Consider the following 14,703-nt stretch of genomic DNA (forward strand, 5'->3'; position numbering starts at 1 on the left):
AAGTTGGGTTCGTGACCGGATCGCCTCCCACGGCACTCCGGCCGCAGCACCCGAGTCCTCGATCGCTCCGCGGCCTCGCGGACGCGTTCGGATTCGAGGTGCGCGGCGGGATCGACGACCTCGACGTGACCGGCGTCGCGATCGCCTCCGGCGCGGTCCACGGCGGCGACCTGTACGTGGGGGTCCCCGGCCGCCACGCCCACGGCGCCGACTACGCCGCCCAGGCGGCGGCGAACGGCGCCGTCGCGCTGCTGACCGATGCCGCAGGCGCCGAGCGGGCGATCGATGCCGGCATCCCGGTCCTCGTGACCCCAGACGCGCGCGCCGCGCTCGGCGACGTCGCGGCCTGGATCCACCGAACGTCCGACAACCCGGCGACCCTGTTCGGCGTCACCGGCACGAACGGCAAGACGAGCGTCGTCTACCTTCTGTACGCGGTGCTCCGCCAGCTCGGCACGACCGCCGGTCTCACCTCGACCGCCGAGCGCCGGATCGGCGACGAGGCCGTGACGAGCTCGCTCACGACCCCGGAGGCCAGCGAGCTGCACGCCCTCCTCGCGCGCATGCGCGAGGTCGACGTGCGGGCCGTGGGCATCGAGGTCTCCGCGCAGGCGCTCAGTCGCCACCGCGTCGACGGGATCGTCTTCGACGTGGTCGGATTCACGAACCTGTCGCACGACCACCTCGACGACTACGCGTCGATGCAGGAGTACTTCGACGCGAAGCGCGAGCTCTTCACGCCCGAGCGAGCGCGCCGCGGCGTCGTCACGGTGGACTCGGAGTGGGGCGAGCGTCTCGTGGCGGAGTCGCGCATCCCGGTCACGACCCTCGCGGTCGAGCCCGGCGTCGACGCCGACTGGCGGCTGGAGGTCCTCGACGAGACGCCGACTCGGACGAGCTTCCGACTCGACGGACCCGACGGCCGATCGCTCGAGACCAGCATCCCGCTCATCGGGCGGTACAACGCCGCGAACGCGGCCCTCGCGATCGTGATGCTCGTCGAGGCGGGGAACGACCTCGAGCTGATCGCCGCGGCGGTCGGAGCGCACGGCATCGACGCCTACATCCCCGGCCGGACCGAGCGGGTCTCCGGTGAGCGCGGCCCGGTGGTCTACATCGACTACGGCCACACGCCCGACGCGTTCGCGCAGGCGCTCGAGGCGATCCGCCGCACCACCGACGGTCGCGTCGTGATGGTCTTCGGCGCCGACGGCGACCGCGACACGACGAAGCGCGCCGAGATGGGCGCGATCGCGGCGCGCGGCGCCGACGTGCTGGTCATCACCGACTTCCACCCCCGATGGGAGGACCCGGCGGCCATCCGCGCGGCGCTGATCGCCGGTGCCAGGGCCGCCGTCCCCGATCGCGAGATCCACGAGATCGCCGATCAGCGCGCCGCGTTCCGTCACGCGCTCGCGCTCGTCGGAGAGGGCGACGCCGTCCTCTACGCGGGACCGGGCCACGAGGACTACCAGGAGGTCGCCGGAGTGAAGCACCCGTACTCGGCCCGGGACGACGCCCGGCTGGCACTGCAGGAAGCGGGGTGGCTCGGATGATCGCGCTGACCATGGCCGAGATCGCGGCCGCCACCTCCGGACGATTCGAGCCGGCCGGCACCGACGCATCGACCGGGACCGTCATCGACGGCGCCGTCACGACCGACTCGCGTGAGGTCGAGCCGGGCGGGATCTTCGTCGCCAAGCGCGGCGAGTTCGACGACGGGCACCGCTTCGCGCCCGCCGCGGTCGAGCGGGGCGCTGCGCTCCTCATCGTCGAGCACCTGCTGGAGCTGCCGGTCGCCCAGATCGTGGTGGAGGACTCCGTGGACGCGCTCGGCGCGCTCGCGACCGAGGTCGTCCGGCGCGTGCGCGCGCACGGCCGGCTGAGGATCGTGGGCGTGACCGGGTCGAACGGCAAGACCACCACCAAGAACCTGCTGCGCACGGTGTTGGAGCAGGTCGGCCCGACGGTCGCCGCCCGCAAGAGCTACAACAACGAGGTCGGCGCGCCGACCACCATGCTCGAGCTGACCGAGGACACGGAGTTCCTGGTCGCCGAGATGGGCGCGTCGGGGGTCGGCGAGATCGCCCGACTCATCCGCATGGCCCGGCCCGACGTGGGCATCGTCCTGAAGGTCGGGCTCGCCCATGCCGGCGAGTTCGGCGGCATCGAGAAGACCGTCCAGGCCAAGTCCGAGATGGTCACCGACCTGCTGCCGACGGATGTCGCGGTGCTGAACGCCGACGACCCGCGAGTGGTCCCCATGGCCGAGCGGACGGCCGCTCGCGTCGTGTGGTTCGGGCTCGGCGAAGGTGCGGACGTCCGCGCGACCGACCTCGTCGTGCACCCGAGGGGCACGGAGTTCACGATCACCGCGCCCGGCGGCGAGTCCGCGCGGGTGCGCTTCTCGGTGCTCGGCGAGCATCACGTCATGAACGCCCTCGCCGCGACATCCGCCGCCCTCGAACTCGGCGTGCCGCTCGCCACCGTCGTCACGGGCCTGGAGCGCGTCACGCTCGCCGAGCAGTGGCGCATGCAGGTCATGGGCGGGCGCGACGACATCACGGTGATCAACGACGCGTACAACGCGAGCCCCGATTCGATGGCGGCCGCGCTGAAGACGCTCGCACAGGTGAAGCGACCGGGTTCCCGCACCATCGCCGTGCTCGGCGAGATGAGCGAGCTCGGCGAGTTCTCCGGCGAGGAGCACGACCGCATCGGCCTGCTCGCTGTGCGGCTCGGCATCTCGCAGCTCGTCGTCGTGGGGGAGGGCGCGCGGCGCCTGCACATCACGACGATCAACGAGGGCTCGTGGGACGGCGAGTCGGCGTACGTGGAGTCCGCGGACGAGGCGTTCGACCTCGTGACCGGGATGGCCCGACCGGGGGACACCGTGCTCGTGAAATCGTCGAACTCGGCGGGCCTCCGCCACCTCGGCGACCGACTGGGAGAATGGTTCGCGTGAGAGCACTTCTGACCGCCGGAGCCCTGTCGCTCTCGTTCACCCTGTTCCTGACCCCCCTGTTCATCCGGCTGTTCACGAGGCTCGGGTGGGGCCAGTTCATCCGCGACGACGGTCCGAAGACGCACCACGTCAAGCGCGGGACGCCCACGATGGGCGGCATCATCTTCATCCTGGGCACGCTGTTCGGGTACTTCGTCGCGACGACCCTCGTGGGGGACGGCCCGACCGCCTCCGGGCTGCTCGTGCTGTTCATGATGGTGGGACTCGGCCTCGTCGGCTTCCTCGACGACTTCCTGAAGACGCGGAAGAAGCAGAGCCTCGGACTCGGCGGCTGGGCGAAGATCGCCGGCCAGACGCTCGTCGCGGCCGTCTTCGCGCTGCTCGCGCTGCAGTTCCCGAACGCGGAGGGGGCCACTCCCGCCTCGACGAAGATCTCGTTCATCCGCGACCTCCCGCTCGACTTCATGGTGCTCGGGACGATCGTCGGCATCATCGCGTACGTCGCCTGGATCGTGCTGCTCACCGCGGCCGCCTCCAACGGCGTGAACGTCACGGACGGCCTGGACGGGCTCGCATCGGGCGCGTCGATCCTCGCAATCGGCTCGTTCATCATCATCGGGTTCTGGCAGTTCAACCAGTCGCGGTTCAGCGAGAACCTCAATCCGAGCGACCTCTATCGCAGCTACGACGTGCGCGACCCGCTCGACCTCGCGATCGTCGCGACCGCGATCGTCGGCGCCGTCGTCGGGTTCCTGTGGTGGAACACCAATCCCGCCCACATCTACATGGGCGACACGGGCTCGCTCGCCCTGGGCGGCGCCCTCGCGGCGCTCGCGGTCACGAGCCAGACCGAGCTGCTGCTCCTGCTCATCGGTGGCCTGTTCGTGATCGAGACGGGTTCGGTGATCGTGCAGCGCGCGTACTTCAAGGTGACGGGAGGCAAGCGGATCTTCCTCATGAGCCCGATCCACCACCACTTCGAGTTGAAGGGGTGGGCCGAGGTCACGATCGTGGTGCGGTTCTGGATCATCGCCGGGCTGTTCGTCGCCGCGGGCGTCGGCGCCTTCTACTTCGAATGGCTCCAGAGTTGACGGATTCCGCGGCCGGGGCGGCGCGCCTCGAGGGGCTGACCAGCTGGCACTCCGACGGATGGCGCGACCTGCGCGTCGCCGTGCTGGGCCTCGGGGTCACCGGATTCGCCGTCGCCGACACCCTCGCCGAGCTCGGCTCGACGGTGACGGTCTACGCGGCCGCTCCCGACGACGAGCGCGCACGCATCCTGGAGGTGATCGAGGTCGGCTTCGTCGTGCACCCGCTCGATCGCGTGCCCGACGATCTCGCGGCATCCGCCCCCGACCTCGTCGTCGTGTCGCCCGGATTCCGGCCCGACCACCCGATGCTCCGCTGGGCGGCCGAGACCGGGGTGCCCGTCTGGGGCGACATCGAACTGGCGTGGCGCGTGCGCGACAAGGTGAAGGCGTCCGAGTGGATGCTCGTCACCGGCACGAACGGCAAGACCACGACCGTGCAGCTGGCCGCGACGCTGATCTCGGCGGGCGGGGCGCGCGTAACGCCGTGCGGCAACATCGGGGTGCCCGTGCTCGATGCCGTGCGCGACCCGATCGGGTACGACGTGCTCGTCGTGGAGCTCTCGAGCTTCCAGCTCCACCACCTGCCGACGACCGGGCCGGGCGCCGTGCACCCGGTCGCGAGCGTGTGCCTGAACCTCGCCGACGACCACTACGACTGGCACGGTTCGCCCGGGGCCTATCGCGACGCCAAGGCGAAGGTGTACGCCAACACCAAGGTGGCCTGCGTCTACAACCGCGCCGATGAGGCGACCCGGTCGATGGTCGAGGACGCCGAGGTCGAGGAGGGTGCGCGGGCGATCGGCTTCGGCCTCGACACGCCCGGTCCGAGCGACTTCGGGGTGGTCGACGGCATCCTCTGCGATCGCGCGTTCCTCGAGGACCGTCGGACCGCGGCACTCGAACTCACCACGCTCGAGGAGCTCGAGCCGCTCGGGCTCGCCGTTCCGCACGTCGTGGCGAACATCCTCGCCGCCGCGGCGCTCGCACGATCCATCGACGTCCCGGTCGCGGCGATCCACGATGCGCTCGCGGCATTCCGCCTCGACGCCCACCGCATCCAGACGGTCGCGACGGTGGGCGGCATCCGCTGGATCGACGACTCGAAGGCCACGAATCCGCACGCCGCCGAGGCGTCGCTGCGGGCGTTCAGCCCGGTCGTCTGGATCGTCGGCGGGCTGCTCAAGGGCGTCGACGCCGACGAACTCGTGGCGCGGCACGCCCCTCGCCTCCGCGCGGCCGTCGTGATCGGCGTCGATCGGTCGGCGCTCGTCGAGGCGTTCCGCCGACACGCGCCCGGACTGCCCCTCTTCGAGGTCGCGACGGATGACACTGAGAGCGTGATGCCCGACGCGGTCGCCCTCGCGGCCTCGGTCGCAGAGGAGGGGGACACCGTGCTCCTCGCGCCCGCGGCGGCATCGATGGACCAGTTCGCGGACTACGCCGACCGCGGCCGGCGCTTCCACGACGCCGTCCGCGACCGGCTCGGAGGGGAGGGGCATGACCAGCCCGCCTCGGACGACCCGGCCGGCCAAGCGGACTGAGCGGACCGGGCTCGCCGCCCGGATCCGGCTCGGCGCGTTCCGCCCCGAGTCGAAGGACTACTTCCTGCTCCTCGGCACGGTGCTGTTCCTCGTCGTGCTCGGCCTCGTGATGGTGCTCTCCTCGTCGCAGGTCGAGTCGGCCCTGGCGAACGACGGGGACTTCACGTCCCGTGCCGCGCAGCAGGCGACGTACGCCCTGATCGGGGTCCCGGTGATGCTGCTCGCCGGCAGGATGCCCGAGGGGTTCTGGATGCGCATCGCCTGGCTCGTGCTCGGCGCGGCCTGCGTGCTCCAGCTGCTCGTCGTCGCCACCCCGCTCGGCGTCGAGGTCGGCGGCAACACGAACTGGCTGCGACTCGGCCCGGTCCAGTTCCAGCCGTCCGAGCTCATCAAGGTCGCGCTCGTGCTCTGGCTGGGCCTCATCGTGACCAAGAAGCAGGACCACCTCGGCGACTTCGGGAAGGGCATCATGCCGATCCTGCTCGTCGGGGGCGGGGCGATCGGGCTGGTGCTGCTCGGCGGCGACCTCGGGACGGTCATGGTCATGGCGGTGATGCTGCTCGGCACGCTCTTCCTCATCGGGGTCCCCCTGCGGCTGCTCGCGGTGCCCGTGCTGTTCGGCGGGGCGGCGTTCGCGCTCGTCGCGGTGTCGAGCGAGAGCCGCATGCGACGGATCACCGCGTTCCTCGAGGAGGACTGCGCCAGGTACAACCTCGGCGACTGCTGGCAGATCCAGCACGGCACGTTCGCGATGGCGAACGGCGGCGTCTTCGGGGTCGGCCTCGGCAACTCGGCGGCGAAGTGGTCGTGGCTGCCCGCCGCCGACAACGACTTCATCTTCGCGATCATCGGCGAGGAGCTCGGACTGATCGGCGCGGTCGTCGTGATCGGGCTCTTCGTCGTGCTCGCGATCGCCCTCGCCAGGGTCATGCGCTCGGCGGCGACCCCGTTCGGCCGTACGGTCGCCGCGGCCGTCCTCGTGTGGGTCGTCGGGCAGGCGTGTGTCAATATCGGTGTCGTGCTCGGCGTCTTCCCCGTCCTCGGTGTCCCGTTGCCGCTCGTGTCGGCCGGTGGCACCGCCCTCCTCACGACCCTGTTCGCGATCGGCGTGGTGCTCTCCGTCGCGCGGGACCCCGGCGTCCCGGCGCGGTCGGGGGCACGGTCGTCCGCGCGTCGCACCTCGAAGGCGACCCGCTCGCGATGACGACGTACCTCCTCGCCGGCGGCGGCACCGCCGGCCACGTGAACCCGCTGCTCGCCGTCGCCGACCGGCTGCGCGAGCACGACCCGGAGGCGGTCGTCCTCGTGCTCGGCACGGCCGAGGGCCTCGAGTCGCGCCTCGTGCCCGCCCGAGGCTACGAGCTGCTCACCATCGAGAAGGTCCCATTCCCGCGCCGGCCGAACGGAGCAGCGCTCCGGTTCCCGGCTCGCTTCCGTCGCTCGATCGCCGACGTGCGCGAGATGATCGCCGATCGCGGCGTGGACGTCGTCGTCGGCTTCGGCGGGTACGTGTCGACGCCCGCCTACCTCGCGGCGCGCGGCGCCGGCATCCCGGTGGTGATCCACGAGGCGAACGCACGGCCCGGCCTCGCCAATCGGCTGGGTGCGCGCTTCGCGGCCGGGGTCGGGGTCGCGTTCGCGGGAACGCCGCTTCCGCATGCCGAGTTCGTCGGGATGCCGCTGCGGCGCGAGATCGAGACCCTCGACCGGGCGGCGCGGCGCGAGGAGGCCGCCGCGTTCTTCGGGCTCGATCCCGAACGACCGGTGCTGCTCGTGACCGGCGGGTCGCTCGGCGCCCGCCGGATCAACCGGACGACGGTCGACAGCGCGGACGTGCTGACGACGAGCGGCTGGCAGGTGCTCCACGTGACCGGTGCGAAGTCCGAGGTCGAGGACCCGGGCATCGCCGACTACCGGATGGTCGAGTACGCCGACCGGATGGACCTCGCACTCGCGATCGCCGACGCCGCGGTCTCCCGCGCCGGCGCCGCGACGGTGAGCGAGCTCTCCGCGCTCGGCATCCCGGCCCTGTACGTGCCGTACCCGGTCGGCAACGGCGAGCAGCGCTTCAACGCCGCGGGCGTGGTCGAGGCCGGAGGCGGCGTCCTCGTCGACGACGCCGACTTCCTGCCGGGCCGGGTCGCGAGCGAACTGGTGCCCCTGCTCGCCGACCGCGACCGCCTCGGGCGGATGGCGCGGGCCGCGGCATCCGTCGGCGCACTCGACGGCACCGACCGCATGATCGCGCTCGTCGACGGCGCGCTGCACCGCGACGGCGGCGTCGGCGCCGCAGGCGCGTAACGTTGAACCGACCGAACCACTCTCCAGGAAGCACCGCGACACCGTGACGATCAAGCCCGACCTCTCCATCGCGATCCCCGCCGACCTCGGCGCCGTGCACTTCGTCGGCATCGGCGGGTCGGGCATGAGCGGCATCGCGCGGCTCGCCCTCGGCGCCGGCCATCGCGTGACCGGCTCCGACGTCCGCGACTCGGCCAACGTCGCGGCGCTGCGCGAGCTCGGCGCCACGATCGCGATCGGCCACGCGGCCGAGAACCTGCCGGACGACGTCGACACGGTCGTGGTGACGGGTGCGCTCTGGCAGGACAACCCGGAGTACCAGTTGGCGCTCGAGCGCGGGCTGCCCGTGCTGCACCGCTCCCAGGCGCTCGCCTCCGTGATCTCCGGCCAGCGGCTCGTCTCGGTCGCGGGCGCGCACGGCAAGACCACCTCGACGGGCATGATCATCACCGGGCTGCTCGCGCTCGGCGAGGATCCGAGCTTCGTCAACGGCGGTGTCATCGAGGAGCTGGGCGTCAGCGCGGCATCCGGCTCGGGGGAGCTGTTCGTCGTCGAGGCCGACGAATCGGACGGTTCCTTCCTGCTCTACGACACCTCGGTGGCGCTCATCACGAACGTCGACCCCGACCACCTCGACCACTACGGTTCACTCGACGCGTTCGAGCAGGCGTTCGTCGACTTCGCCGACCGGGCGAGCGAGTTCGTGGTGATCTCCTCCGATGACGCCGGCGCGACGCGCGTGCGGGACCGGCTCTCGCACGAGCGCGTGCTCACGTTCGGCGAGGCGGCGGATGCGACGATCCGCGTGCACTCGATCTCGACCGACGGGCCCGTGTCGTTCGCCGTCGACCACGAGGGCCAGACCCATCGCGCGCAGCTGCGGATCCCCGGCCGGCACAACGCGATCAACGCGGCCGGCGCGTTCGCGGTGCTGGTCGGCCTCGGCTTCGACCCTGCGGCATCGCTCGAGGGCATCGCTCGGTTCGCCGGCACCGGGCGGCGGTTCGAACTGCACGGCGTCGTCGACGGCGTCAGCGTGTACGACGACTACGCCCACCACCCGACGGAGGTCGCCGCGGCGCTCGCGGCGGCCCGCACCGTCGTCGGCGACGGCCGCATCATCGCCGTGCACCAACCGCACCTCTACAGCCGCACGCGCCTGTTCGCGAAGGAGTTCGCAGAGGTGCTGGAGCGATACGCCGACGAGACCGTGGTGCTCGACGTGTACGGCGCCCGCGAGGACCCGGAGCCGGGGGTCACCGGCGCGTTGGTCAGCGAGAGATTCGAGCATCCCGGGCGGGTGGCGTTCATCGCCGACTGGCAGGAGGCCGCCGACCACACCGCGCGCATCGCGCGTCCCGGTGACTTCGTGATCACCCTCGGCTGCGGCGACGTCTACCGGATCGTGCCGCAGCTGCTCGGCTCGCTCGAACGCGAGCGGGACGCCTGATCGGAGTCCGGTGAAGCGGCCGCAGGGATTCGACGGGGCGCGACCGGCTCGCGGCGGTGGGGCGTCGTCGACGACCGCGGCTCCGGCCGCGGGGTCGGCGGCGGCCGCGACGGGCATGCGCACCGGCGGCGCCGGCCGCGACGCGACGCCGGCGCGGGGCGCGACCCGCCAGGACCGGAACGCGACGGAACCCATCGCGCTGCCCGTCGGCGGCGTCGCGGTCCTGGAGGGGGCGGCCGGTGACGACAGCGGGGGCGACGAGGGTCGCAGCGCCGATGCCGCGGCTCCGTCCCGGCGCGACGATCGTGCGTCACGTCGTGCACTGGCCGCTGCCGAGCGGGCACGACGCAGGTACGAGCGGCAGGAGGTGCGGCGCTTCACGCGGCGGAGCCGGCTCCGCCGGGCGACGTGGATCACCATCGTCGCGTCGATCGTCGCGATCGGCGTCGCCGCGGTCGCGATCGCGTACTCGCCGCTCATGGCGCTCCGCGAGGTGCGCGTCGAGGGGGCGTCCCGGATCGCCGAGGCCGACGTCCGGGCCGCCTTCGACGACCGCGTCGGCACGCCGCTTCCCCTCATCGCCCCCGACGAGGTCCAGCGCGCGCTCTCCGCGTTCCCGCTGATCGAGACCTACTCGACCGAGACCGTGCCTCCGGGCACGCTCGTCGTGCGGATCGTCGAGCGGTCGCCGGTCGGGGTGCTCGACACGTCCTCGGGCCTGATGGCGGTGGACGCCGCGGGCGTGGTCGTCGAGCGCGTCGACGCGGTGCCGGACGGGCTTCCGCTCATCCAGGTCGAGGGCGGCATCGACGATCCGTCGTTCCGGGCGGCCGGGCGAGTGCTGCGGAGCCTTCCCGCCGAGTTGCGTGCGGAGATCGCGTCGGTCACGGCGGTCTCCGCGGACGACGTGCGGTTCGAGTTGGACGGCGGCGCGAGCGTGATCTGGGGGAGCGCGGACGATGCGGCCCTGAAGACCACCGTGCTCCAGGACCTGATGGCGGCGGTCCCGCCCGACCAGGTCGCGCGATACGACGTCTCCGCTCCGCTCAGCCCGGTCACCGGGTGATCCCGGTCGGTCGGGATCGCGACACGCCGGGCTCGCCGTGCGGGCCGTCCGTCGGCGCCCCATACCTTCGATTCAGGAATTGCATACTCGGCATAACTTTAACCTTCGAGTAGAGGTTCAGGGTTCAGAGTTCGCAGAGAGGGCCGGACATGTCGACAAACCAGAACTACCTCGCCGTCATCAAGGTCGTCGGCATCGGCGGAGGCGGCGTCAACGCCGTCAACCGCATGATCGAACTCGGCCTCCGCGGCGTCGAGTTCATCGCGATCAACACCGACGCCCAGGCATTGCTCATGTCCGACGCCGACGTCAAGCTCGACGTCGGCCGGGACCTGACCCGCGGACTCGGGGCGGGCGCCGACCCCGAGGTCGGCCGCCGGGCCGCCGAGGACCACGCAGAGGAGATCGAGGAGGCGCTCGCCGGCGCCGACATGGTCTTCGTCACCGCGGGCGAGGGCGGAGGCACTGGGACCGGCGGCGCTCCGGTCGTGGCGCGGATCGCGAAGTCGATCGGCGCGCTGACGATCGGCGTCGTCACCAAGCCGTTCAGCTTCGAGGGCAAGCGCCGCCAGACCCAGGCCGAGCAGGGCGTCGGGCGCCTGAAGGAGGAGGTCGACACCCTCATCGTGGTGCCGAACGACCGCCTGCTCGAGATCAGCGACCGCGGGATCTCGATGCTCGAGGCGTTCGCCACCGCAGACCAGGTGCTGCTCGCCGGTGTGCAGGGCATCACCGACCTCATCACGACGCCCGGCCTCATCAACCTCGACTTCGCCGACGTGAAGTCGGTCATGCAGGGAGCCGGCTCGGCACTCATGGGCATCGGGTCCTCCCGGGGAGCCGACCGGGCGATCAAGGCCGCCGAGCTGGCGGTCGCGAGTCCGCTGCTCGAGGCCTCCATCGACGGCGCCCACGGCGTGCTCCTCTCGATCCAGGGCGGCTCGAACCTCGGCATCTTCGAGATCAACGACGCCGCACGACTCGTGCAGGAGGCCGTCCACCCCGAGGCGAACATCATCTTCGGCGCGGTGATCGACGACACGCTCGGCGACGAAGTCCGGGTGACGGTCATCGCCGCCGGGTTCGATGGCGGAGACCCGACGCCGAGAGCCGCGGAGGTCCGCCAGCCGAGCGCCGTACCGGCGGCCGTCGGAGCGGCCGGCGCCGGCGGAGCCGGGGCCGGACTGCTCGGCGGGGACGCGGTCGAGGGCATCACGGAGATCGACATCGAGGAACTCGTCGAGACGGCGAACTGGGGCGAGGCGAGTACGACCGCCGACCAGATCGTGTCGGACCCCGCGTTCGGGGACGACTCGGACGACCTCGACATCCCCGACTTCCTGAAGTGATTGCCGGGACTCCGCGGCGCCGTCCGACCAGCGCGGGCGGCGCCGCGTGAGCGGGCTCGCCGAACGCCTCGAGACCGTTCGCTGCGGCATCGCGGACGCGGCTCGCGACGCAGGTCGCGAGCCCGGGGAGATCACCACGATCGTCGTGACGAAGTTCCATCCGGAGTCGCTCATCCGCGAACTCGCGAGCCTGGGCGTCCGCGACATCGGCGAGAACCGGCACCAGGAGGCGCAGGCGAAGGCTCGTGCGCTCGCCGACCTCGACCTCCGCTGGCACTTCGTCGGGCAGCTGCAGAGCAAGAAGGCCCGACAGGTGCGCACCTACGCCTCGGTGATCCACTCGATCGACCGGGACTCGCTCGTCGACGCGCTGCGCTCCGACGAGGACGAGGTCGACGGCTTCATCCAGGTCAACCTGACCACGGATCCCAACCGCGGCGGCGTCGCACCCGACGAGCTCGAACCGATGGTCGAACGCGTCCTCGCCACGCCGGGGATCCGGCTGCTCGGGCTGATGGCCGTCGCGCCGCTCGACGAGTCCGCCCGGGTGGCCTTCGCGCGAACGCGTGCGCTCTCCGAGCGGGTCCGGTCGCTCGCGCCCGCGGCGACCGCGCTGTCCATGGGCATGTCCCACGACTATCGGGACGCGATCCTGGAGGGCGCGACACACCTTCGGATCGGCACGGCAATCACGGGCAAGCGCCCGGCCTGAGGCTAGCCTCGAAGCACGGAACCACTGACGGAGGCAGCGATGTCGAACCCGCTCAAGAAGACCATGGTCTACCTGGGACTCGCCGACGAGGAGCTCGAGCCCGAGTCGCCCCCGGCCGCGGCGTCGCCGGCGCCGGTCGTGCACGCTGCGCCCACGCCGGCCCCCAAGGGCGGCGCCGCCGTCACCCCCCTCCGAAAGCACCACGTGCAACCGACACCCCCGCAGGCGGAGATGAACGAGATCCTCACGGTGCACCCGCGCCAGTACCGAGACGCCCAGGTGATCGCCGAGTCCTTCCGCGAGGGGGTTCCGGTCATCATCAACCTGTCGCAGATGTCGGACGCCGACGCGCGTCGCCTCATCGACTTCGCGAGCGGCCTCTCGCAGGGCCTCTACGGCAAGATCGAGCGCGTGACGAGCAAGGTGTTCCTGCTCTCCCCGGCGCACGTCGTCGTGTCGGGCGAGGCCGGCGAGGCGGAGGGGGACGTGGAGTCCTCCTTCTTCTCGCACGCGTAGACTCCCGGACGTGAGCGCACTCGCAGTCGTCTGGAACCTCGTCTACTCGCTCCTCCTCATCTACTTCTTCGTGATGTGGGCGCGGTTCGTCCTCGACCTCGTGCGGACGTTCAACCGGTCCTGGCGGCCGCGAGGTGTCGTGCTGGTGATCGTCGAGGCCGTGTACACCGTCACCGACCCGCTCGTGCGGTTCTTCCGTCGCCTCATCCCGCCGATCCGCCTGGGGCAGATCGCCCTCGACCTCGGCTGGAGCGTCGCGATGCTCGTGGTCATCATCGCGATGACCGTCGTATCGTGGCTCGCGGCAGGTGCCGCCGCGGCGGCGTGAGCCGAGGCGCGATGAGGGCGCGCCGACCGGCCGGCGCACTGCATCGGCGAGGTTCTCTTGCTACCGTTAGCAGAACGTGATCGAACCGTTCGACAGATTTGAGGGTGGGAAGCCATGGCGCTAACTCCGGAAGATGTGGTCAACAAGCGCTTCCAGGCGACGAAGTTCCGGGAGGGCTACGACCAGGACGAAGTCGACGACTTCCTCGACGAGGTGGTGGTCGAGCTCCGCCGCCTGAACCAGGAGAACGAGGAGCTGCGCCAGCGCCTCTCCGCCGCCGAGTCGCGGGCAGCCGAGGGTGCCGGAGCCCCCGCCGCCGCGCCCGCTCCGGCTCCGACGTACGCCGAGCCCGCAGCCGCCGCCCCGACGGTCGCCGTACCCACCCAGGCCGCGGTTCCGCAGTCCGAGATCGACGAGCAGACGAGCACCACGAACCTGCTTCAGCTCGCACGTCGGCTCCACGAGGAGCACGTCCGCGAGGGCGTCGAGAAGCGCGATGCGCTCATCGCCGAGGGGCACGCCACCGCGGCGCGCATCGTCGCGGAGGCCGAGGCGAAGCAGCGAGCCCAGATGGGCATCCTCGACCAGGAGCGCGTCGCGCTCGAGAAGCGCGTGGACGAGCTCCGCGTCTTCGAGCGGGACTACCGCGCCAAGCTGAAGAGCTACATCGAGGGTCAGCTGCGCGACCTCGACACGGCGCAGCCGGTGCAGGTCGGCGGCGCCGGCTACGGCCAGACCGTCTCGGGCGAGCAGCCCGCACCGACCTTCCAGGGCTTTGGCGGCTGAGCGGCGGGCCAGGCTCGGCGTCACCGCACTGCTGGTCCTGGTCGGCGTCGCGATCACGGTCTACGCCGTCGACCAGGTCAGCAAGTACTTCGTGGTCACCACCCTCGCGGAGGGTGAGACCGTCCAGGTGATCGGCGACCTGCTGCACTGGCAGTTCGTACGGAACCCGGGTGCCGCCTTCTCGTTCGCGAGCGGCATGACCTGGGTGTTCACGATCCTCGCCGCCGGCGTGATCACGTTCATCATCTGGTTCGCCCGTCGGATCCGCTCGATCGCCTGGGCGCTCGTGTTCGGGCTCCTGCTCGGCGGCGTGCTCGGCAACCTCACCGACCGCCTCCTCCGTGAGCCGGGCTTCGGCATCGGGCACGTGATCGACTTCATCTCGACGCCCTGGATGCTCCCGGCGATCTACAACGTCGCCGACATCGCGATCGTGTCGAGCATGATCCTGTTCATGATCCTGACCATCCGGGGGATCGGCCTGGATGGATCCCGGCCCGTGAAGCCCGTCGAGGACGGCACCGGTTCGGCGGAGGCGGACGCCGCGGGGCACGACGCCCGCGGCGGGGCGCCGGCCGAGCTCGCACGCGAGTCCTGA

General features: G+C 71.4%; 14 protein-coding genes. All 14 read left to right on the forward strand.

Annotation, left to right across the window (positions count from 1 at the left end):
- Positions 1–11 precede the first annotated feature (11 nt).
- The 14 genes from GJR97_RS01560 to lspA all read left to right on the forward strand — a co-directional run bounded on the left by GJR97_RS01560 (position 12) and on the right by lspA (position 14,703).
- Complete coding sequence (locus tag GJR97_RS01560) at positions 12–1,556, forward strand: Mur ligase family protein (protein ID WP_324612990.1); 1,545 nt, start codon at positions 12–14, stop codon at positions 1,554–1,556.
- Positions 1,553–2,965 carry a UDP-N-acetylmuramoyl-tripeptide--D-alanyl-D-alanine ligase gene (locus GJR97_RS01565; RefSeq protein WP_154344914.1) on the forward strand — a complete coding sequence of 471 codons (1,413 nt, stop codon included), beginning with the start codon at positions 1,553–1,555 and terminating at the stop codon, positions 2,963–2,965. Before GJR97_RS01560 ends, GJR97_RS01565 begins: the two co-directional genes overlap by 4 nt.
- Positions 2,962–4,056, forward strand: a complete 1,095-nt coding sequence (gene mraY / locus GJR97_RS01570) for a phospho-N-acetylmuramoyl-pentapeptide-transferase (protein WP_324612991.1) — start codon at positions 2,962–2,964, stop codon at positions 4,054–4,056. The genes GJR97_RS01565 and mraY overlap by 4 nt, the downstream gene beginning before the upstream one ends.
- Positions 4,041–5,597, forward strand: coding sequence for a UDP-N-acetylmuramoyl-L-alanine--D-glutamate ligase (gene murD / locus GJR97_RS01575; RefSeq protein ID WP_154344788.1), 1,557 nt, complete (start codon positions 4,041–4,043; stop codon positions 5,595–5,597). The genes mraY and murD overlap by 16 nt, the downstream gene beginning before the upstream one ends.
- Complete coding sequence (gene ftsW / locus GJR97_RS01580; protein ID WP_154344789.1) at positions 5,554–6,801, forward strand: putative lipid II flippase FtsW; 1,248 nt, start codon at positions 5,554–5,556, stop codon at positions 6,799–6,801. Before murD ends, ftsW begins: the two co-directional genes overlap by 44 nt.
- Entirely contained in the window at positions 6,798–7,898 is a 1,101-nt protein-coding gene (gene murG / locus GJR97_RS01585) for an undecaprenyldiphospho-muramoylpentapeptide beta-N-acetylglucosaminyltransferase (protein WP_154344790.1), read from the forward strand. Before ftsW ends, murG begins: the two co-directional genes overlap by 4 nt.
- Positions 7,899–7,941: 43 nt before the next feature.
- Positions 7,942–9,348 carry a UDP-N-acetylmuramate--L-alanine ligase gene (gene murC / locus GJR97_RS01590; protein WP_324612992.1) on the forward strand — a complete coding sequence of 469 codons (1,407 nt, stop codon included), beginning with the start codon at positions 7,942–7,944 and terminating at the stop codon, positions 9,346–9,348.
- A gap of 10 nt (positions 9,349–9,358) precedes the next feature.
- Positions 9,359–10,414, forward strand: a complete 1,056-nt coding sequence (locus GJR97_RS18650; RefSeq protein ID WP_154344791.1) for an FtsQ-type POTRA domain-containing protein — start codon at positions 9,359–9,361, stop codon at positions 10,412–10,414.
- Positions 10,415–10,563: 149 nt separating this feature from the next.
- Positions 10,564–11,763 carry a cell division protein FtsZ gene (gene ftsZ, locus GJR97_RS01600; RefSeq protein WP_154344792.1) on the forward strand — a complete coding sequence of 400 codons (1,200 nt, stop codon included), beginning with the start codon at positions 10,564–10,566 and terminating at the stop codon, positions 11,761–11,763.
- Between the two features lie 46 nt (positions 11,764–11,809).
- Positions 11,810–12,475 carry a YggS family pyridoxal phosphate-dependent enzyme gene (locus GJR97_RS01605; protein ID WP_324612993.1) on the forward strand — a complete coding sequence of 222 codons (666 nt, stop codon included), beginning with the start codon at positions 11,810–11,812 and terminating at the stop codon, positions 12,473–12,475.
- A gap of 39 nt (positions 12,476–12,514) precedes the next feature.
- Positions 12,515–12,991, forward strand: coding sequence for a cell division protein SepF (locus tag GJR97_RS01610; protein ID WP_129234144.1), 477 nt, complete (start codon positions 12,515–12,517; stop codon positions 12,989–12,991).
- A 10-nt stretch (positions 12,992–13,001) separates the two neighbouring features.
- Positions 13,002–13,319 (forward strand): YggT family protein, encoded by a 318-nt coding sequence (locus GJR97_RS01615; RefSeq protein ID WP_324612995.1) that lies wholly within the window; start codon positions 13,002–13,004, stop codon positions 13,317–13,319.
- Positions 13,320–13,433: 114 nt separating this feature from the next.
- The gene (locus tag GJR97_RS01620) at positions 13,434–14,105 is read left to right on the forward strand and encodes a DivIVA domain-containing protein (RefSeq protein ID WP_154344793.1); all 672 of its coding nucleotides are present in this window, start codon (positions 13,434–13,436) and stop codon (positions 14,103–14,105) included.
- Complete coding sequence (gene lspA, locus GJR97_RS01625) at positions 14,095–14,703, forward strand: signal peptidase II (RefSeq protein ID WP_229275904.1); 609 nt, start codon at positions 14,095–14,097, stop codon at positions 14,701–14,703. The genes GJR97_RS01620 and lspA overlap by 11 nt, the downstream gene beginning before the upstream one ends.

The sequence above is a fragment of the Agromyces kandeliae genome, assembly GCF_009674665.1.
In the GTDB taxonomy this organism is placed as follows: domain Bacteria; phylum Actinomycetota; class Actinomycetes; order Actinomycetales; family Microbacteriaceae; genus Agromyces; species Agromyces kandeliae.

Bases quoted from the DNA above. Each gene is read 5' to 3' on its own strand.
- murD (WP_154344788.1), top strand. From the start codon at position 4,041: ATGGCTCCAGAGTTGACGGATTCCGCGGCCGGGGCGGCGCGCCTCGAG.
- GJR97_RS01565 (WP_154344914.1), top strand. From the start codon at position 1,553: ATGATCGCGCTGACCATGGCCGAGATCGCGGCCGCCACCTCCGGACGA.
- ftsW (WP_154344789.1), top strand. From the start codon at position 5,554: ATGACCAGCCCGCCTCGGACGACCCGGCCGGCCAAGCGGACTGAGCGG.
- murG (WP_154344790.1), top strand. From the start codon at position 6,798: ATGACGACGTACCTCCTCGCCGGCGGCGGCACCGCCGGCCACGTGAAC.
- GJR97_RS01610 (WP_129234144.1), top strand. From the start codon at position 12,515: ATGTCGAACCCGCTCAAGAAGACCATGGTCTACCTGGGACTCGCCGAC.
- GJR97_RS01620 (WP_154344793.1), top strand. From the start codon at position 13,434: ATGGCGCTAACTCCGGAAGATGTGGTCAACAAGCGCTTCCAGGCGACG.
- ftsZ (WP_154344792.1), top strand. From the start codon at position 10,564: ATGTCGACAAACCAGAACTACCTCGCCGTCATCAAGGTCGTCGGCATC.